This is a genomic window from Aquimarina pacifica (assembly GCF_000520955.1).
Taxonomy (GTDB): Bacteria; Bacteroidota; Bacteroidia; order Flavobacteriales; family Flavobacteriaceae; genus Aquimarina; species Aquimarina pacifica.
The window spans coordinates 41,337-60,829 of sequence record NZ_JACC01000021.1 but is presented as its reverse complement, the minus strand read 5'-3'; the positions used below and the strand labels follow the sequence as shown (position 1 = coordinate 60,829).

At 33.2% G+C, this 19,493-nt stretch carries 17 protein-coding genes; 7 read left to right on the top strand and 10 right to left on the bottom strand.

Annotated elements, in window-relative coordinates; all coding sequences use genetic code 11:
* Nucleotides 1–91 precede the first annotated feature (91 nt).
* The 10 genes from trpA to DZ60_RS0111795 all read right to left on the bottom strand — a co-directional run bounded on the left by trpA (nucleotide 92) and on the right by DZ60_RS0111795 (nucleotide 8,857).
* Nucleotides 92–853 carry a tryptophan synthase subunit alpha gene (gene trpA / locus DZ60_RS0111840; RefSeq protein WP_025742281.1) on the bottom strand — a complete coding sequence of 254 codons (762 nt, stop codon included), beginning with the start codon at nucleotides 851–853 and terminating at the stop codon, nucleotides 92–94.
* A gap of 119 nt (nucleotides 854–972) precedes the next feature.
* A complete protein-coding gene (trpB, locus tag DZ60_RS0111835; RefSeq protein WP_025742280.1) occupies nucleotides 973–2,154 on the bottom strand; it encodes a tryptophan synthase subunit beta in 1,182 nt (393 codons plus the stop codon).
* Nucleotides 2,155–2,210: 56 nt separating this feature from the next.
* On the bottom strand, nucleotides 2,211–2,873 hold the full coding sequence (locus tag DZ60_RS0111830; RefSeq protein ID WP_034229538.1) for a phosphoribosylanthranilate isomerase: 663 nt from the start codon (nucleotides 2,871–2,873) through the stop codon (nucleotides 2,211–2,213).
* A complete protein-coding gene (gene trpC, locus DZ60_RS0111825) occupies nucleotides 2,870–3,655 on the bottom strand; it encodes an indole-3-glycerol phosphate synthase TrpC (protein ID WP_025742278.1) in 786 nt (261 codons plus the stop codon). Before trpC ends, DZ60_RS0111830 begins: the two co-directional genes overlap by 4 nt.
* A 159-nt stretch (nucleotides 3,656–3,814) precedes the next feature.
* A complete protein-coding gene (locus DZ60_RS0111820; RefSeq protein WP_025742277.1) occupies nucleotides 3,815–4,336 on the bottom strand; it encodes a hypothetical protein in 522 nt (173 codons plus the stop codon).
* Nucleotides 4,337–4,360: 24 nt separating this feature from the next.
* On the bottom strand, nucleotides 4,361–5,356 hold the full coding sequence (trpD, locus tag DZ60_RS0111815; RefSeq protein ID WP_025742276.1) for an anthranilate phosphoribosyltransferase: 996 nt from the start codon (nucleotides 5,354–5,356) through the stop codon (nucleotides 4,361–4,363).
* 95 nt (nucleotides 5,357–5,451) lie between these two features.
* Nucleotides 5,452–6,021, bottom strand: a complete 570-nt coding sequence (locus DZ60_RS0111810) for an anthranilate synthase component II (RefSeq protein ID WP_025742275.1) — start codon at nucleotides 6,019–6,021, stop codon at nucleotides 5,452–5,454.
* A gap of 88 nt (nucleotides 6,022–6,109) precedes the next feature.
* Nucleotides 6,110–7,507 carry an anthranilate synthase component I family protein gene (locus DZ60_RS0111805; RefSeq protein WP_025742274.1) on the bottom strand — a complete coding sequence of 466 codons (1,398 nt, stop codon included), beginning with the start codon at nucleotides 7,505–7,507 and terminating at the stop codon, nucleotides 6,110–6,112.
* 294 nt (nucleotides 7,508–7,801) lie between these two features.
* Nucleotides 7,802–8,368, bottom strand: coding sequence for a YceI family protein (locus tag DZ60_RS0111800; RefSeq protein WP_025742273.1), 567 nt, complete (start codon nucleotides 8,366–8,368; stop codon nucleotides 7,802–7,804).
* A gap of 24 nt (nucleotides 8,369–8,392) precedes the next feature.
* Nucleotides 8,393–8,857, bottom strand: coding sequence for a MarR family winged helix-turn-helix transcriptional regulator (locus DZ60_RS0111795; protein ID WP_025742272.1), 465 nt, complete (start codon nucleotides 8,855–8,857; stop codon nucleotides 8,393–8,395).
* A gap of 392 nt (nucleotides 8,858–9,249) precedes the next feature.
* On the opposite strand from DZ60_RS0111795, the gene DZ60_RS0111790 reads away from it, so the two are divergent.
* From DZ60_RS0111790 to DZ60_RS0111760, 7 genes are all read left to right on the top strand, one after another.
* Complete coding sequence (locus tag DZ60_RS0111790) at nucleotides 9,250–9,771, top strand: TlpA family protein disulfide reductase (protein WP_025742271.1); 522 nt, start codon at nucleotides 9,250–9,252, stop codon at nucleotides 9,769–9,771.
* Nucleotides 9,772–9,798: 27 nt separating this feature from the next.
* Nucleotides 9,799–10,425: a thioredoxin family protein gene (locus DZ60_RS0111785; RefSeq protein ID WP_025742270.1), complete on the top strand. Its 627-nt coding sequence runs from the start codon at nucleotides 9,799–9,801 to the stop codon at nucleotides 10,423–10,425.
* Between the two features lie 125 nt (nucleotides 10,426–10,550).
* A complete protein-coding gene (locus tag DZ60_RS0111780; protein ID WP_025742269.1) occupies nucleotides 10,551–10,865 on the top strand; it encodes a rhodanese-like domain-containing protein in 315 nt (104 codons plus the stop codon).
* A gap of 13 nt (nucleotides 10,866–10,878) precedes the next feature.
* Nucleotides 10,879–11,274 (top strand): rhodanese-like domain-containing protein, encoded by a 396-nt coding sequence (locus tag DZ60_RS0111775; RefSeq protein ID WP_025742268.1) that lies wholly within the window; start codon nucleotides 10,879–10,881, stop codon nucleotides 11,272–11,274.
* Between the two features lie 304 nt (nucleotides 11,275–11,578).
* Entirely contained in the window at nucleotides 11,579–14,734 is a 3,156-nt protein-coding gene (ccsA, locus tag DZ60_RS0111770; protein WP_025742267.1) for a cytochrome c biogenesis protein CcsA, read from the top strand.
* A gap of 151 nt (nucleotides 14,735–14,885) precedes the next feature.
* The gene (locus DZ60_RS0111765) at nucleotides 14,886–16,532 is read left to right on the top strand and encodes a solute:sodium symporter family transporter (RefSeq protein ID WP_025742266.1); all 1,647 of its coding nucleotides are present in this window, start codon (nucleotides 14,886–14,888) and stop codon (nucleotides 16,530–16,532) included.
* Complete coding sequence (locus tag DZ60_RS0111760) at nucleotides 16,533–19,349, top strand: triple tyrosine motif-containing protein (protein ID WP_051477635.1); 2,817 nt, start codon at nucleotides 16,533–16,535, stop codon at nucleotides 19,347–19,349. It abuts the gene before it with no gap.
* Nucleotides 19,350–19,493: the final 144 nt, after the last annotated feature.

Sequence of the window (19,493 nt, the reverse complement as noted above, 5' to 3'; positions counted from 1 at the left end):
TTTGAGACCAGCTGCAGGTTGTTTTTGAATATTTTTCTGTTCATAAAGATTACTAGTATTAGTAATCTTTATGAACAGAAAAATGCATTTATTATCGAATCTCTTTTATAAAAGAATCAATTGTATCTACACCTTTATTAGTCAAATGCTTTATGAATGCTGAGCCTATAATGGCACCTTTTGCTGTTTGAGTAGCTTGTCTAAAAGTTTCATTATTACTAATTCCAAAACCGACAATTTGTGGGTTTTTAAGCTGTAATGCATCAATGCGATCAAAGTATTGCTTTTGAGTATCACCAAATTCACTTTGAGCTCCAGTAGTACTTGCAGAACTTACCATGTAGATAAAACCATTAGATACGCTATCAATGAAACGAATTCGTTCGTCAGAAGTCTGTGGTGTGATCAAGAAAACATTGATTAACCCATATTTTTCGAATGTCTCTTGGTAATGCTCGTGATACTCTGCTACAGGCAGATCAGGGATAATCAATCCATCAATACCAATTTCTTGACATTTTGCACAAAAAGCTTCTACACCGTATTGCATCATAGGGTTAAAGTACCCCATAATGATTAAAGGGATATGAACAGACTTGCGTATATCTTTAAGCTGTTCGAATAGTACATTTGTTGTCATTCCGTTTTTAAGGGCAGCGGTAGAACTTTCCTGTATTGTTGGTCCATCTGCAAGAGGATCACTAAAGGGCAATCCGATTTCGATCATATCAACACCGCTTTTTTCGAGGTCTTCAATTACTTGTGCAGTATCGTTTAGTGATGGGTAGCCAGCAGTAAAATATATCGACAATAATTTTTTGTCTTCTTCTAGTTTTTGATTTATTCTATTCATTAGTATACACTATATTTTTTGTTTTCGCAAAAGCGAAAATCTTTAGATTCTATTTCGTAATTCAATTATATTCTAACTCGCGCATAAATGAGAAATGTGGTATTCAAAGATATTCGGTATTATAATTTAAAATAATCAATATATGTGTTCAAATCTTTGTCACCACGACCAGATAGACTTATAACCACTATATCATCAGCCTTAAATTTTTTATCATTAAAAATAGCCAATGCATGTGAGGTTTCGATTGCAGGAATAATACCTTCTAATTGTGATAACTCTAAGCCTGCTGTCATGGCATCATCATCTGTAACCGAATAAAATTCTCCTCGCCCTGTTTTATATAAATGAGAATGTAGTGGACCTACACCAGGATAATCTAAACCTGCCGAAATAGAGTAAGGTTCTGTTATCTGGCCATCAGGAGTTTGCATTAATAGCGTTCTGCAACCATGTATAATTCCCTCTTTACCCAATTGTGAAGTAGCAGCACTCTCTCCTGAGTTTACACCTTTACCTGCAGCTTCTACAGCGATAATACCAACATCAGGTTCATCTAAAAAATGGTAATATGTTCCTGCAGCATTACTACCGCCACCTATACATGCGACTACATAATCGGGGTTTTCTCTCCCTTCTTTTTCTTTAAGTTGCCATTTTATTTCTTCTGAAATAATAGACTGAAAACGGGTAACCATGTCTGGATAAGGGTGTGGGCCGATGGCAGAGCCAATAATGTAGTGCGTGTCTACGGGATTATTTATCCAATCTCTAATGGCTTCATTAGTAGCATCTTTAAGAGTTTTACTGCCTGATTTGGCAGGTCTTACCTCTGCACCAAGCATTTTCATACGAGCCACATTAGGAGCTTGTCTTTTGATGTCAATTTCTCCCATATACACAATACATTCTATCCCCATTAATGCGCATACGGTGGCTGTGGCAACCCCATGCTGTCCCGCTCCTGTTTCTGCAATAATTCTATTTTTACCTAATTTTTTGGCTACAAGAATTTGTCCGATTGTATTATTGACTTTATGCGCTCCTGTATGGTTGAGGTCTTCTCTTTTTAGATACACCTTCGTGTTATGCTTTTCTGAAAGTCGTTTGGCATAATATAATGGTGAGGGACGCCCCACATAATCTTTGAGTAACTGATTAAACTCTTCTTTAAAAGAAGGTTCATTCATAATGTCTAAATATGTAGTTCTTAGCTCTTCTACATTAGGGTAGAGCATTTCAGGAATATAGGCTCCTCCGAAATCACCATAATATCCTTTTTCATTAGCTTGGTACTTCATTTTTTTAGTTTTTAGTTGATTGGTGGTTGTGTTTTAATGCTAAAAGCAATTAGTGATTAACCAACCAATAATTTTTTAAATTCTTTTAAATCTTCTATGTTTTTTAGTCCAGGTTTGGTTTCAAATTTACTGTTCACATCAATACCATAAATGGGAAGCCCTGTTTTTAGGATAGCTTTTACTTTATTAATTTCATCTAGACCTATGCCTCCACTCAAAATAAATGGGGTAGTAGAGGGGTATTTTTCTAAAACACTCCAGTCAAATGTATATCCATTACCTCCTTTTTCTTTTCCTTTGGTATCGAATAAGAAAAAATCAACACTACCTTCGTAGGATTTTAACGTATCAAAATCAAATTGGTCTTTGATCGAGAATACTTTAAAAATTTCGGTAGTACTTTGATTTGAATCGAGAGGTTTTGGTGGATCGCTTAATATACTTAGCTCGCTTCTCAATCTATTACAGAACTCTGCAGTTTCATTTCCATGCAACTGAATAGCTCTGAAATGGTATTGTTGTTGTTTTTTGAGAATAAAATTGATAGAGGCGTCTACAAAAACTCCGGTTTTTTTTATGTTATTTGGTATTTCGGGAATTTCTCTGTCAAAATTTCTTGGAGATTTTTCATAAAAAATAAAACCAAGGTAGTCAGGTTGTAATGCTGCAACTGCCTTAATATTATCTTTATATTTCATTCCGCAAACCTTCAGCTTCATTTCTCAAGATTTTTAATAAATTCTATTGCACTTGCTCCAGGAGTTTCGGTTTTCATAAAATTTTCTCCGATTAGAAAACCTTTATACCCGTAGGGTTGTAAATCTTTAATCGCTTCGATGCTACTGATGCCACTTTCTGATACTTTCACAAAATCATCAGGTATTTGAGTACTTAATGTTTTACTTATATCGGTACTCACTTCAAAAGTTTTTAGATTTCGGTTGTTGACTCCTAACATATCCAGAGAAGGCATAATTGATTTTTCTAATTCTTCTTGATTATGTACTTCTAGTAATACATCAAGAGATAAGCTTTTTGCAAATTCTGACAACGATTTTATTTGTTCTCGTGTAAGTACAGCGGCAATTAGTAAAATTACATCGGCTCCGTAAGCTTTGGCTTCAAGGAGTTGGTATTCATCGATGATAAACTCTTTACGTAACAATGGCATTTTGGAAGATGCTCTTGCAAGTAGTAAGTCATCTAGAGAGCCTCCAAAATATTTTCCGTCTGTTAATACAGACATTCCGCATGCACCTGCAGTTTCGTATCCTTGGGCTACATCTTGTATACTTACTTTTTGATTAATAACTGCTTTAGATGGAGAACGACGTTTATGTTCTGCAATGATTCCTGTAGGACTATTTTGCAGTTGGGAGGCTAGAGAAACTGTTTCACGAGTAAATAAAACTGAATTTTCCAATTGCTTTACCGGAATTAGATTTTTTTTTAGTGCAACCTCTTTATATTTATCCGCTATTATTTTATCGAGTATATTCATTTCTTTTGTTGACGGTTGATAAATGATAATTGTTGGTTCAATTTTTTCAACCTATAATTTTAAGCTGTTTTTTGAGAATTTATAGTTTGCGTATCTACCTCCATATTTAGTTGTTTTTAAATGAAAATATGTAAGGTTTTTTGTCAAAGGGGCCTTTAATCATACTTTATTAAGTTTAGGAGTATTCTTTATTTCATCATTCATTAATAATCGTATAGACTCAAAATAATCTGTCTCGAAGGTAATTACTTCTATTTCATCGGTAGAAAATTCATAGTCATATGCTTCTTCTATTTTTCCGTGAGCTCCTATCATGTCTATGATAAATCGATTTTCATGACTTTCATTTAGTTTTCCATAAAAAATATTAGCATCTAGATCTAGGAACTCAAATAAGCCATATTTTTTTTCGCACCATTTGAGAGTTTCCAAAATTCCTCTGAACGTAAAGGTATCTGGAATATCAGTTTTGGTCTTTTTGAGTTGTAGAACTCGTGCTATTTTTTCTTCTTTCGATTTTGATTTTCTTTTGGTTATTATGTTTTTTCTATAAAGTTTATATCCATCTATAACATAATCAACAGGGATATGTTTTACCAAAATCCAATCTTCATTTTCATCAAGTAGGAGTCCTGTTTCCTTTTCTTTGTAACCTTTAATTTTGTAGGTTTCTACTATCATTCTAAGAACTTTTCTAGTTTAATTTTATTTAGCACTTAATTCTTGTACTTTCTTCAATGCTTTCAGTCCTTTACCGGTAAGTAGAGATTCTTTGGCTTTTTCAAATCCTTGTTTTGGCGTTAATCCCTCTACAGTGGCAATTGCCATTCCTGCATTGGCGCAAACCACATTATTCTGTGCCTCTGTACCATCTCCTTTTAGAATATTTATAAAGATTGCTGCTGATTCTTCTATTGATTCACCACCAGCGATTTCTTCTTGTTTTAGGGTTCTTACACCAAAATCAAGTGGTGTTAACATGCTTTCTGTAGTATTAGAAATAGTTTTAGTGCTTCCTGTTAGAGAAATCTCATCGTATCCATCTAAAGCATGTAGAATAGTAAAATTCTTATCAGTATTTTGGTATAAGTATCCATACATTCTGGCTAACTCTAGATTAAACACTCCTACCATTTGATTTTTAGGAAATGCAGGATTTACCATAGGTCCGAGCATATTGAAAAAAGTTTTTACCCCTAGTTGTTTACGAATTGGAGCTACATTTTTCATGGCTGGGTGAAAGAGAGGAGCATGTAAAACACAGATGCCAGCTTCATCTATGCTTTGTCTTAAGAAATCTTTATCATTACTAAATTTGATCCCTAGATGTTCCATCACGTTTGAGCTTCCACATTTTGATGAGACTCCATAATTACCATGCTTTGTTACTTTTACTCCCGCACCTGCAGATACAAAGGATGATAGTGTAGAAATATTGAAGGTGTCTTTTCCGTCTCCACCAGTACCACACAGATCAACAGGGTTGTATTCGCTTAAATCTACCGCAATGCAAAGCTCTAGTAATGCATCCCTAAACCCTTCTAATTCTTCAACAGTAATGCTACGCATCATGTATACAGTTAAGAAAGAGGCAATTTGACTTTGGTTATATTCTCCTTTCGAAATATTTACCAATACTCCTTTTGCTTCTTCTTTAGAGATAGTTTCGTGATTTATTAATCGATTTAGTAAGTTTTTCATAAGTCCCTCGCCCCGTTTACTTCTCGATATATTGAGAAGGATTTTAAATGGGTTCTTTTTAATTAAAATTTATTTTCACTTTTTACGGTTAACTACTAACTACGCATCCAGTTTTCTAGTATTTTTTTTCCGTCTGGGGTAAGTACAGATTCTGGATGAAATTGAACGCCTTTTACATCTAATTCTTTATGCCTTAAGGACATGATTTGTCCGTTTTCGTCATATGAAGTAGCTTGCAGACATTCAGGTAAATTGTTATCAGCAACTACCCAAGAGTGGTATCTGCCGACATCAAATGCTGTATGAAGTCCTTCAAAAAGAGGCTCATCGGTAACAGACAAAGTGATATTAGTTGCAACTCCATGATACACATTATCAAGGTTTATAAGACTTCCTCCAAAAACTTCACCAATAGCTTGCTGTCCTAGGCAAACACCAAAAATACTTTTAGTCTTAGAATAGGTTTTAATGATGTCTTTTAATAGACCAGCTTCATCTGGGATACCTGGGCCTGGTGAAAGTAAGATTTTTTCAAATGGTTCTACATCCTCTAATCTCAATTGATCATTACGTTTTACAGTTACTTCGCACCCAAGGTCTTCTAGATAATGAACTAGGTTATATACGAATGAATCGTAGTTGTCGATTACTAATACTTTTTTCATTTTCTTATTGGTTTCTGGTAATGGTTTGAGATAGTCCTGTTTTTAAAATTTGTTTTTTTCTGATCTCGGCCATTCACCTTTAACTTGGTTATATTTCTTCTGCTAATTTTAGTGCTTTTGTAAGCGCTCCTAGCTTATTATATACTTCTTGCAATTCACTTTCTTCGTTGGACTCATTAACTAAGCCGGCACCCGCTTGCCAATGCAGTTGATGATTTTTGCTTAAAAAAGTTCGAATCATAATGGCATGATTAAAGTTTCCTGAAAAATCCATAAAGCCGATGGCTCCGCCATAGAAATCTCTATTTACTGTTTCATATTTTTCTATAAGTTGCATCGCCATATGTTTTGGGGCTCCACTAAGTGTTCCTGCAGGAAAAGTATCAGCAACTACTTGCATAGTGGTGGTGTTTGCATGTTTTTTTCCGGTTACTTTACTTACCAAATGAATAACATGGGAGTAAAATTGAACTTCTCTGTAATTTTCTACAGTTACATCACTACCATTGCGACTAAGGTCGTTACGTGCTAAATCCACTAGCATCACATGTTCTGCGTTTTCTTTTTCGTCAACAGCTAATTTTTTTGCTAACTCTGCATCTTGTTCATCATTCCCGGTACGTTTAAAAGTTCCCGCAATCGGGTGAATCTCTGCAAGATCATCTTTTACTACCAATTGCGCTTCTGGCGAACTACCAAATATTTTAAAATCGCCATAATCGAAATAGAAAAGATAGGGTGATGGGTTTACACTGCGTAAAGCTCTATAGACATTAAACTCATCACCTTTAAATTTTTGAGAAAATCGTTTTGATAGTACCAATTGAAATACATCTCCTCGTTGACAGTGCTTTTTTGCCAGTGTTACATGTTCTTTATATTGATTATCATTGAGGTTTGAAGTGGTTTCACCAACAGTTTCAAAGTTATAAGACGCAAAATTTTTGACTTTTAATAAAGATTCAATTTCGTTAATATTACTCTCTGACTCATAGCAATGTGCAAAAATATAAGCTTCATTGGTAAAATTACTAATAGCAATAATATTTTGATATACAGTGTACTGCATATCGGGTATATCTAATGCTCCTTCCTTTTTAGAAATGGTTATGTCTTCAAAATATCGTACGGCATCATAGGCGATATATCCAAAAAGTCCATTGTTAATAAATTTGAAATCACTACTCGAAGTTTCAAAATGATCTCCAAATTTCTCAACAATTTCTGGGATGTTTGTTTCTTGAGTTATGGGTGTTTTTGTGATGCTTTTGTCCGGAAAAGATTGATATATCGTTTCGTTTTCTATTTTGATGGTAGCAATAGGATTACAGCAAATGTAAGAGAAACTATTTTCGCTTCCGCGGTAGTCATTATTTTCAAGAAGCAAACTATTAGGGAAACGATCCCTGATTTTTAGATATACACTTACAGGAGTAAAAGTATCAGCCAGAACTTGTTTGAAATGTGTAGTTAATTTGTAACTCATTTTACTTTATATTTTGATATTCTCATTGTAGTGAGTAATCCCTGAGGATTTTTCTTTAAAATTATTTTTTATGAGTATAATTTTGCATTATTTATTCTTTTGTTCTGCGAACAAAAAAAAGGCTTGTCGTGATTTGACAAGCCTTGAATATGTTTGGTTAACATAATAACATGTAGCTATCTCACAACATTTTTGTTTTGAGAAGACCACCACCAGTTATTTGCTATAATTAATCTCATGTTTTTATTTAATGAGTCAAAGATATAAATTAATTATAATTCTTGAAATAAAAATTTACATTTTTAAATCAACAACTAATTCAAATTCATTATTGATTGCTTTGTCACCCAAATTTTCGAAGAAACTACCGGATCCATACTTGATGTCATACTTGGTTCTGTCAACTTTTAATGTAGTTGAAGCTTTGTTATCTGCAACTAATAAATCAAAAGTGATAGGGTTTGTTTTTCCTTTGATGGTAAGATCTCCAGAAATTTTATATCCTTTATCACCTTTGCTCGCTTTTTTTACGATCAGTTTTGCGTTTTTATGATTTTTTACACCAAAGAAATCATCAGAATTTAAGTGCCCTTCTAGTTTCTCTTTTCCTTTACCTGCTTCTAGATCGGTAACGATTAATGTTGTCATATCAACGGTGAACTCACCTCCGGTAATATTTTCTCCTTCAAATACAAGAAAGCCACTAGATAATTTAAGTGTTCCTGTATGTGAGCCGGTTACTTTTTTTCCTGTCCAGTTGATAATACTTTCTGAAGTTTTAATTTCTTTTTTTTGCCCAAAAGTAGCTGTTGCGACAAGTACGGCAATGCCTAAAATAAGTGTTTTAAGTCTAGTTTTCATGTGTATAGAATTAATAGTTTTACGTTAATTATTATTTATTTGTCTTAGTTTATTTAGTAAATCATTAAGGCTAATAAGTTCTTCGTTAGATAGATTTGAGGTCACTTTGTTCTCGAATGTATTCATAACTAGGGTTACTTCTTTTAAAAATTCTTTTCCTTGTTCTGTAATTGTAATTTCGACTTTTCTTCGATTTGATTTGCAAATAACTCGTTTTACATATCCTTTGGTGATTAACTTATCTACTAATCGAGTCGTATTACTCATTTTACTTACCATTCGTTCTTGTATAGTAGATAGGTTTGCGGGTTTTCCTTTCTGTCCCTTTAAAATGCGTAAAACATTAAATTGTTGTATTGAAATGTCATACGCTTTCAATGCTAGATTAATTTTATCCATTAACCAATTTTCTGTATATAACAAATTAATTATTGCCTTCTTAGTGATAGGAAGTTCAACTTCGGTTTTTATGATTTTTTCTATTTTCAATTGTGTGTACAAAATTTGTATATACAAATGTATAAGAGATTTTCTTTTGTAAAACTTAAATGCGTACTAATTCTTTGTTAAAATTAAAGGAGCATATACTATTGTACTGGATTAATGATCTAACTATGCCATATATAAGTATGGTACTTTTTTAGAGTATTTTTTTTAAGTTTTTACAACTTCTGAAACAATCACTTTGATTTTATAACGAAAGCTCATGTCGAGATACGAAAGTAAAAGGAGTCATTTGATTTTTTTGGTATAAATATTGATTTTACTTTAGATAAGGTGTGTAGGGGTTTAAGTTAAATGTTTGTAAAATATATAGTAAAAATAAAGAAACCTTGTTAATTTCCTTTTCCTTAATTGCTGGTTTTGATATATTCGTAAATATGCAGAAAAAGATTTTTTATATTTTGTTAGTGGTTCTTTTTTCTAATTGTAAGGGAGAGCAAAAAGTATCACTAGATGCAACAGAAATTTTTAAGAGTAAAGGAGTAGAGATACCTGTATATGATTTTGAAAGTTTCAAACCTTTATTATCTATTAATGACGATAAGACAAGAGTAATCAATTTTTGGGCGACGTGGTGTAAGCCCTGCGTTGCAGAGTTGCCATATTTTGAATTGATTAATAGTAGGTATCCTGATGAGCAAGTTGAGGTTATTCTGGTAAGTCTTGATCTTCCTAAGCAAGTAGAAACAAGGCTTATACCTTTTGTTAAAAGACAGAATATTGAAAGTAAAGTGGTGCTTCTTGATGATCCAGATGCTGATAGTTGGATTTCACAAATTAGTGCAGATTGGTCAGGTTCTATTCCGGCAACAATAATATATCGGGGAAATAATGTTAATTTTTATGAGCGATCTTTTACATATAATGAGTTAGAGAAAGAGCTTAAAAAAGTTTTGTGACATTTTAAAAAAAATAAAATTTAAATAATGAAGACTTTAAAGATTTTGGTTGTATTCGCATTTGTAATAGCAATTAGTGCTTTTGCTATCGATAAGGTGTCCGTAAGTAAAACGGATACAGGTTATGCCATAGGAGATATTGCGGCTAATTTTAAACTCAAAAATATTGATGGCACCTCTGTTTCTCTTACAGATTATGATGACGCCAAAGGATTTATCATTGTTTTTACCTGTAATCATTGTCCATATTCTGTTGCGTATGAAGATCGAATTATAGCGCTCGACAATATGTTTAAGCCAAAAGGATACCCCGTAGTTGCAATCAATCCAAATAATGCGAAAGCATATCCAGAAGATAGTTTTGATAATATGAAAGCTCGTGCCAAAAGTAAAGGCTTTACGTTTCCTTACTTAATAGATGAGGGACAGAAAATTTATCCTCAATATGGAGCGACCAAAACTCCTCATGTTTACGTTTTAGAAAAAACAGCTAATGGTAATATAGTCAGGTATATTGGTGCGGTAGATAATAACTACAAAGATGCCACTTCTGCAACAAAGAAATATGTTGAAGATGCCGTTAATGCTTTGTTAGAAGGAAAAAAAGTTCCCGTAGAGATAACCAAGGCTATAGGTTGTAGTATTAAAGTATAAAATTATTTCCCATTCTTTTTTTTCATTTTAAAAATTCATGTGAACAGTTTTGGTATAATTGAAGCTGTACTCTGTATATTTGTAGTGAAGAATTAAAAATTAAATTTTAGTAGCATATAGTAATAATGGCAGAAGATATAACACAAGAAGAATGGCAGGATCTCATTTCTAATGACGATAATGCAGTAATATTAGATGTAAGAACAGAAGAAGAAGTTGTTGATGGTTTTATCCCTGATATGATACATATAGATATTCGTTTGGGTCAAGGATTTTTGGACAAAGTAGAAGAGTTGGATAAGACTAAAAACTATTACGTTTACTGTCGTTCAGGAGGTCGAAGTGCTCAGGCATGTACCCTAATGGATCAAATGGGATTTAATACTACGTATAATTTGTTAGGTGGTTTTATGAATTGGGATGGCGAGACAGCCCAGTAAGACATATTTCTCTATGAAACTTACATCGATTTTTTATGTTCTTTTTCTCACTCTTATCGTTATTAGTTGTAAGCATAAAGAGCAGAACCCTAGTGTAGAGTTAATTACTGCAGAAGAGATGGACTCTCTTATAGACATGGGTAAAGTTCAACTTATTGATGTAAGAACTCCAGAAGAGTATGCCCAAGGGCATATTGAAGGAGCTGTCAATATTGATTTTAGGAACAAAAATTTTGAAGAGCTAATTTCTAAAGTCGATAAAACCAAGCCTGTAGCTGTGTATTGCGGTCGTGGTGGAAGAAGTGGTAAATGTTCTTCTTATATGAAGAAGGCTGGGTTTACCAAAGTATATGATTTAGACGGGGGTATCACAGAGTGGAAGTTTAAAGGGAAAGAGGTAACAAAGTAATAACTTAGAATCGGATTAGGGTTCTATATATTCTTTTATAAAAAGTATAAAAAAATAGAGTGTGATCAGTTGATTTCACTCTATTTTTTTTGTCTTATACTTAACGATTTTTGTTTCATACTGATGATAATTTTATTGATTTATTTGAGGTTAAATTTTATAGATCCATGTAATATGAACAAGGTATAGACCCATATATAAATAGAAGATGATACCATTCTGTTAAAAGCTATAATTCACCATCTTTTGATACAAGATAATCGTATCAAAAGCGTTAAATTTGCCAAGCTGAAAAAGAAATAATATGCAAAAGAAATTATTGAGTATCTTATTTTCAACACGATTAATGGCAATTCTTTTTATTGTTTTTGCACTTTCGATGGCAATAGGTACTTTTTTAGAAGACAAGCATGGTACAACCGCTGCGAGAATTTGGATTTATAATGCCTGGTGGTTTGAAGCAATTATGGGGGTTTTTGCAATTAATTTCTGTGGTAATATTTTTAGATATAAACTATATCAAAGAGATAAATGGCCTACACTATTATTGCATTTGTCTTTTATACTAATTCTTTTAGGAGCATTTATTACTAGGTATATTAGTTATGAAGGAGTAATGCCTATACGAGAAGGCGAAACTACCTCTACTTTTTTATCAGAACGTACTTATCTAACTACTTTTCTTGATGGAGAAATTAATGGAGAGCCGAGAAGGCGAATTCTAACAGAGTCTCTAGAGTTATCAGGTGCTACTGCGAATAAATTTACCATAAACACAGATTACAACAAACAACCCGTCACGATTAGATATAAAGAGTATATCAATGGTGCAGAAATGGGAATGGTAGAGACAGAAGAAGGTGATAATTATTTAAAAATAGTGGAAGCAGGAGATGGCAGTCGCCATGATCATTACCTAAAAGAGGGGGAAGTATCTAACATTCATAATATTCTTGTGTCCTTTAATGCCCGTACCAAAGGAGCTATTAACATTCTATATAAAAATGATGAATATACGATAGAGTCTCCTTTTGATGGATCCTATATGAGAATGGCAGACCAATTGCAGGGTTTGCTTGTTAAAGATAGTGTACAGCCATTAATGCTTAGGTCTTTATATCGTACTGCTGGAATGCAATTTGTGATTCCTGACCCTGTAATTAAAGGAACATATGATGTTATCCCAATTGAAGTAAAAGAAAAAGGACAAGAGGATGCATTAATTTTGGAAGTAACCTCTCAAGGAGAAACCAAAGAAGTGAAGCTTCTTGGGGGCAAAGGATTTGCAAATGATATGCAAAAAATATCTTTGGCAGGACTTGATATGTACTTTAGTTATGGCTCTAAACGTTTAGAGTTACCCTTTGCATTAAAACTAAATGACTTTATTGCCGAAAAGCATCCTGGTACCGAAAATGTATACAAATCTTATATGAGTAAGGTTGATTTGATTGAAGGAAATAAGACTCCTCAGCCCTATGATATATACATGAATCATGTGTTAGACCATAAAGGATATCGATTTTTTCAGGCATCATTCTCCCCCGATGAAAAAGGTACTGTGTTATCAGTCAATCATGATTTTTGGGGTTCTAGAATAACATATGCGGGTTATATGCTCTTATATTTGGGATTGATGTTGATTTTGTTTTTAAGAGGTTCTAGGTTTAAAGACCTTGAGCGTATGTTGTCAAAAGTAAAGCAAAAGAAGAAGGCACTTAGCATGTTGTTACTTTTTTGTATTTCGAGTTCTTTTGCCCAGCTTCAGTCTGATCATACTGATAATCATGCTCAAATATTACCAAGTAAGGTACAACTGGATTCTATTATAAAATCAAATAAGGTTGATGCAGATCACGCTGCAAAATTTGGGAGTATTGTTATTCAGGATGAAAGGGGGCGTATGAAACCCGTAAATACCTTTTCATCAGAGTTATTACGAAAATTAAGTAAAAAAGATACTTATGAAGGGTTAAACGCAGATCAGGTTTTTGTTTCGATGGTAGAGAACCCTTTTATTTGGTACAGTGTTCCGTTAATAGAGATACAAAGAGAAAATGATAGTATTCGTAAGATTTTAGGGGTTCCTAAAACCGAAAGAAGAGTATCTCTTATAGACCTTGTTGAGCCAGATGGTTCTTATAAATTAGCACCCTATCTAGAAAAAGCTAGTAGTACGAATACTCCAAGTAGTTTTGAAAAAGATTTTCTAAAGACTCATGAAAAGTTTTACTTACTTAATCAGGCCTTGGGCGGAGGAATTTTAAGAGTTTTTCCGGTTCCTGAAGATGAAAATAATACATGGGTTTCTGTACCCCAGTTAAACGAATATACGTTTACTGGGATGGATTCTGTGTATACACGACAAATTATACCGATTTATAGAGATGCCTTACAAAAAGCCCGAAAAACAGGTGATTATGATAAAGCAAATCAGTATGTCGAAAGTATTAAAAGTTTCCAAAAAAAATACGGAAGTGAAGTTTTGCCAACAGATAAAAAGATAAAGGCGGAAATAGCATTGAATAAGTACGATATATTCAGAACACTATATCGATATTATATGATGGTGGGAGTTTTTTTAATGTTGATTATAATTTTAGGGATATTTTTTGATGTGAAGTTTATTAGAGCATTGATTACTTTTTTCATAGGAGTAGTCGTTCTAATTTTTATAATGCATACTGCAGGATTAATTATACGCTGGTATGTATCCGGACATGCACCATGGAGTGATGCATACGAATCTATGATTTATGTAGCTTGGGCGACCATGGCGATAGGATTGGCATTCGGTAAGAGAAGTAATCTTACCATAGCTGCAACGGCTTTTGTCGCGGCTATTATTTTGTTTTTTGCTCATCAAAACTGGACAGATCCGGCAATTGCTAATTTACAACCTGTATTGGATTCGTATTGGGTTTTGATACACGTATCTATTATTGTTGGTAGTTATGGTCCTTTCTTTGTAGGTGCTATTTTGGGAGTTTTGTCCTTGTTGTTAATGATTTTGACCACCAAATCTAACAAGAAACGCATGGATCTTAACATCAAAGAAATTACTATAATTAATGAAATGTCATTGACAATAGGATTGGTGATGCTGACTATTGGGAATTTTTTGGGAGGTATGTGGGCAAATGAGAGTTGGGGGCGTTATTGGGGTTGGGATCCGAAAGAAACCTGGGCCTTGGTAAGTATTATGGTTTATGCTTTTGTAATTCATATGAGATTGGTTCCTGGTTTAAGAGGTCGATGGTTTTTTAATCTAATGTCTGTGTTAGCAGTAAGCTCTATATTAATGACCTATTTTGGAGTTAACTTTTATCTTAAAGGGTTGCACTCCTATGCGAGTGGTGATCAAGTTGTAACACCATCAGCTGTTTATTACAGTTTCTTGTTTTGGGCAGTGCTAGGTGGGGTTTCTTATTGGCGATATAACGTGCATTATAAGAAATAGGTATTTTGATGATTTATCCTAAGTAATTGTATTATTCTTAAAAACAACTATACAAAAACTATACAGGCGTAAATTTTTTAAGAATTATTGATACTATTCAATAATATCTGATATTTTTATGATCTTTTTAAACGATCATTAAATATTCATTATGGGCATTATATCTTTTATAGGATTCACACTTTTAGTAGCAATTATATCATATCTGGCAACCAGAAAAACAGACGAAACTTCTTCTGATGGTTATTTTTTAGGAGGTCGTAGTTTGACAGCAGTTGTTATTGCAGGGTCCTTATTGCTTACCAATTTATCAACTGAACAAATTGTAGGGCTTAATGGAGCATCTTATAAAGAAGGTATTCTCGTAATGGCATGGGAAACCCTAGCAGCTATTGCTATGGTAATTACCGCAATATTTTTACTACCCAGATATCTCAAAGGGGGAATTTCTACAGTCCCGCAATTTTTAGAAAGACGATATGATACTACCACCAAAGCAATTACCTCTGGATTGTTTTTGACAGGATATGTTGTAGTTTTTTTGCCAGTTGTACTATATACAGGATCATTAGCAATAACAACAATGTTTGATGTGCCTGAATTATTAGGAGTTTCTAAAGATACATCTATAGTTATTTGTGTTCTAGGAATTGGTATTATAGGGTCAATATATGCTATTTTTGGAGGACTTAAAGCAGTTGCAGTTTCTGATACCATTAATGCGGTAGGTTTATTAATAGGAGGGATTATGATTCCGGTGTTTGGATTGTTAGAAATAGGAGAAGGCAGTATTTCTGAAGGGATTAGTAAATTGATGACTACAAACCCAGAAAAGTTTAAAGTGATAGGTGGGTCTGATTCTTCTATCCCTTTTGCTACTATATTTACAGGAATGATGTTGGTGCAATTGTTTTATTGGGGTACCAATCAAGCAATTATTCAAAGAGCCTTGGGTGCAAAAAACCTTAAAGAAGGTCAAAAAGGACTGTTGTTAGGATCTTTTCTTAAAATTTTAGGACCTATTATTGTTGTATTACCTGGTATTATTGCTTTTCATATTTTTAAAGGAGAGTTGTCTGTTCCTGATGAGGCCTATCCTAAGCTTGTCAGTAGAGTATTACCCGTATCCCTTGTAGGATTTTTTGCAGCTGTATTATTCGGAGCTATTTTGAGTTCATTTAATAGTGCGTTAAATAGCTCAGTAACACTTTTTGGATTAGATATTTATAAGGAATATATTAATAAAGAAGCAAATGAGAAGCAAATAGTAAAAGCAGGTAAGAGTTTTGGTATTTTGTTAGCTGTTTTAGCAATGATCGTTGCTCCTTTTATTGCCAAAGCAGGAAGTATTTTTGCATATTTACAAGAAGTAAATGGAATATATAGTATTCCTATCTTAACGATCATAGTAGTGGGGTATCTTACAAAAAGAGTTCCTGCAATTGCAGGTAAAATTGGTATTCTGTCAGGATCCATTCTATATATAATAAGTCAATTCATACTTAAACCAATATTTGCAAAAAATGCTATTGAAGCTGCAAAAGCTTCTGGCATTACAGGTGAAGTAGAACTTAATGCAATAGAAGCTTCTTCTTATCCCCATTTCTTGCATGTAATGGCTATTCTTTTTGTGCTAAATGTTATTATAATGTTGATAATTGGTAAATTGTACCCCAGAGAAGAGGCATATGAGCAAGAGTATACCAAAGAAGTGGATATCACTCCTTGGAAATACACAAAAATCGTAGGTGGGGTTATATGCTTGATTGTAGTGTCTACGTACCTTTATTTTAATTAATTGAAGTATAAAAAGGAAATATCTTTATTATTATTTTTTTTACTATCGGTGATAGGTTCTACTCAGGAGTTACCACCGATAGTTCAGTATTTACCAGATGAGTATGGCGGAGAAACTCAGAATTGGTCCATTTCTCAGTCAGATGACAAGTATATTTATGTAGCTAATAATAACGGGTTATTAGAATATAATGGTGCAAATTGGGAGTTGTACCCAAGTCCTAATGGAACGATTATACGATCTGTAAATGTTGTCGAAGACCGCATTTATACAGGGTGTTATATGAACTTCGGCTTCTGGAAAAAGAATGCCGCAGGATTACTCGAGTATACCTCTCTAAGTAACCCCATAAAGGAACGCTTAATAGAAGATGAACAGTTTTGGGATATAGTTAGCTTAGAAAATCGTGTTTTATTTCAATCACTGAATCGAATATATATATATAATTCGAGTACAGAAGAAATTGATGTTATAGAATCAGAGGTTGCTATAGTAAGTATGCATAATGTCAATGGCGTTGTGTATTATCAGGATTTCAGCAATGGGATTTTTCGAATAGAAAAAGGAGAGCCCAAACTTGTACTGCCGTTATCATTATATAATATTAAGAGTAAAATTGTTACTATATCAGAGATACCAAATGGTATTCTTTTACTCACAAATAATCAAGGTTTTTTTAAGTTCTCTGAGGGTAAAATACAGAAATGGTCTGTCGAAGCAGATGAATTACTAGAGCAAATCACAATTTATAGTAGTAAGCAATTAAAAGATAAGAGCTTTGTTTTAGGAACCATCTCTACAGGTCTAATTTACCTCTCCCCCGAGGGAAAAGTAAGGTATCAGATTAATCAAAGTAATGGGTTAAGTAATAATACCGTATTATCGTTGTTTGAGGATAGCGAAGAGAATATTTGGTTAGCATTAGATGATGGGATTAATTGCATAAATATGAAGTCTCCCATTACTATTTTTAGTGATGAGCGATATAATATAGGGGCGGTATATGCCTCTAAGGTTTTTGGAGATTTTCTTTATGTAGGAACTAATCAAGGGTTATTTTATAAGCGATTTGATGATAAAAATGCAGACTTTACATTTATAGAAGGTACTAAAGGTCAAGTATGGAGTATTTTTGCATACGATAACACTCTATTTTGTGGCCATAATTCTGGGGCCTTTTTAATTGAAGAGGGACGATCCGTGGCCTTGTCAAATTTAACCGGAGTTTGGAACTTCAAAAAGATTCCTGAACACCCAGATTGGCTTCTTCTTGGTACCTATACCGGATTAATGTTGCTGCAAAAAGAAAATGGACAATGGGTTTTTAAGCACCGAATATCAGGATTTGATTACTCAGCAAGGTTTATGGAAATATATGAAAATGAGATTTGGATTAATCATGGGTACAAGGGGCTTTTTAGGTTAAATGTGGATAAAGCATTCTCTGAAGTGACAAAGGTTTCAAAAGATACTTCAATGTCAAAAGAAAATTCAAGTATCATTAAGTTTAAAGACAAAATTTTGTACACGTGTACAAATGGAGCCTTTTACTTTGATAAAAGTACTAATGAGAGTTTTAAAAAAGATAATGACTTAAGTAGTTTTTTTGGTAACGAAGATTATATAACAGGAAAACTCATTGAGGATGATACAGGAAAGTTGTGGGGCTTCTCGCAAGAAAATATAAGTTATGTTTCCCAGAGTCAGTTCTCAGATTACCTCAAAGTAACCAGAATACCGATTCCTAGTTCTTTGCGTAAAGGGAAAATAGGATATGAAAATATTATTCATATTAAGGATAACGAATATTTGCTGGGTACGACAAATGGCTATATGATTTTGGATCTGTCTAAGGTGAATTTAGGAGATCATACAATTATATTAGATAAAGTCTCGGTAAAATCAAAAGGGGCTAATTTTGAAGAAGTTAGTTTTTCTGCGAATACACCTGTTTTTGAGCCTTCAATGAATACGATTTCTTTTAATTACACAATTCCTGAATATGATAAGTATCTAATTTCTCAATATCAGTACAAACTCGAAGGTTTCTATGATGATTGGAGCAGTTGGACCACAAGAACTGATATTGTTTTTGAGAATCTCCCATTTGGTGAGTATACATTTATGGTGAGAACAAAGACAGGTAATAGATTAAATGAGAATATCGCATCATATACATTTGTTATAGATAGACCTTGGTATCTATCTAAGGTGGCTATTATAATATATATAACATCTCTACTCATTGTTTTGTTTCTTATACATAAAGCCTATAAAGGATATTATACAAAACAAAAAAGTAAGCTAGTAGAAGAAAACAAAAAGCAATTAGAGCTCAAGCAATTAGAAAGTGAGAAAGAAATCATGAAATTGAGTAATGAAAAGCTGAAGCATGATATAGAAAGTAAAAATCGAGAACTTGCTTCTTCTACTATGAACATTATCAAAAAGAATGAAATTTTAAGTACGATCAAAAAAGAACTTCAAAAGATTACCTCTGCTGACAAAGCTGCATTGCAGAATGTTGAACGTATTATTGATAGAAACTTAAATAATAAAGACGATTGGAAACACTTTGAAGAGGCATTTAATAATGTGGATAAAGATTTTCTTAAGAAATTAAAGTCTATACACCCAGATTTAACACCTCATGATTTAAGATTTTGCACATATTTAAGACTTAATCTTTCTTCTAAAGAAATAGCTCCATTATTGAATATTTCGGTAAGAAGTGTGGAAATAAAAAGATATCGTTTAAGAAAAAAGTTAAAATTAGAACATTCTGATAGTCTCGTTAACTACATCTTAGAGATTTAGTACTACAACATCCTATAAAAACACTACAACATTACCTTTACTTTAACGTTGTAGTGGGCTTTCCCAAGGTTTTTTTTGAAAAATTCTCATTTACGTATACCTTCTTTATTATGTGGGGTTTCCCCCTAAAAACAGTACTGTTTC

Excerpts from the sequence above, each read along its gene's own strand:
- trpA (WP_025742281.1), bottom strand. The coding sequence starts at position 853 with ATGAATAGAATAAATCAAAAACTAGAAGAAGACAAAAAATTATTGTCG.
- trpB (WP_025742280.1), bottom strand. The coding sequence starts at position 2,154 with ATGAAGTACCAAGCTAATGAAAAAGGATATTATGGTGATTTCGGAGGA.
- DZ60_RS0111830 (WP_034229538.1), bottom strand. The coding sequence starts at position 2,873 with ATGAAGCTGAAGGTTTGCGGAATGAAATATAAAGATAATATTAAGGCA.
- trpC (WP_025742278.1), bottom strand. The coding sequence starts at position 3,655 with ATGAATATACTCGATAAAATAATAGCGGATAAATATAAAGAGGTTGCA.
- DZ60_RS0111820 (WP_025742277.1), bottom strand. The coding sequence starts at position 4,336 with ATGATAGTAGAAACCTACAAAATTAAAGGTTACAAAGAAAAGGAAACA.
- trpD (WP_025742276.1), bottom strand. The coding sequence starts at position 5,356 with ATGAAAAACTTACTAAATCGATTAATAAATCACGAAACTATCTCTAAA.
- DZ60_RS0111810 (WP_025742275.1), bottom strand. The coding sequence starts at position 6,021 with ATGAAAAAAGTATTAGTAATCGACAACTACGATTCATTCGTATATAAC.
- DZ60_RS0111805 (WP_025742274.1), bottom strand. The coding sequence starts at position 7,507 with ATGAGTTACAAATTAACTACACATTTCAAACAAGTTCTGGCTGATACT.
- DZ60_RS0111800 (WP_025742273.1), bottom strand. The coding sequence starts at position 8,368 with ATGAAAACTAGACTTAAAACACTTATTTTAGGCATTGCCGTACTTGTC.
- DZ60_RS0111790 (WP_025742271.1), top strand. The coding sequence starts at position 9,250 with ATGCAGAAAAAGATTTTTTATATTTTGTTAGTGGTTCTTTTTTCTAAT.
- DZ60_RS0111785 (WP_025742270.1), top strand. The coding sequence starts at position 9,799 with ATGAAGACTTTAAAGATTTTGGTTGTATTCGCATTTGTAATAGCAATT.
- DZ60_RS0111780 (WP_025742269.1), top strand. The coding sequence starts at position 10,551 with ATGGCAGAAGATATAACACAAGAAGAATGGCAGGATCTCATTTCTAAT.
- DZ60_RS0111775 (WP_025742268.1), top strand. The coding sequence starts at position 10,879 with ATGAAACTTACATCGATTTTTTATGTTCTTTTTCTCACTCTTATCGTT.
- ccsA (WP_025742267.1), top strand. The coding sequence starts at position 11,579 with ATGCAAAAGAAATTATTGAGTATCTTATTTTCAACACGATTAATGGCA.
- DZ60_RS0111765 (WP_025742266.1), top strand. The coding sequence starts at position 14,886 with ATGGGCATTATATCTTTTATAGGATTCACACTTTTAGTAGCAATTATA.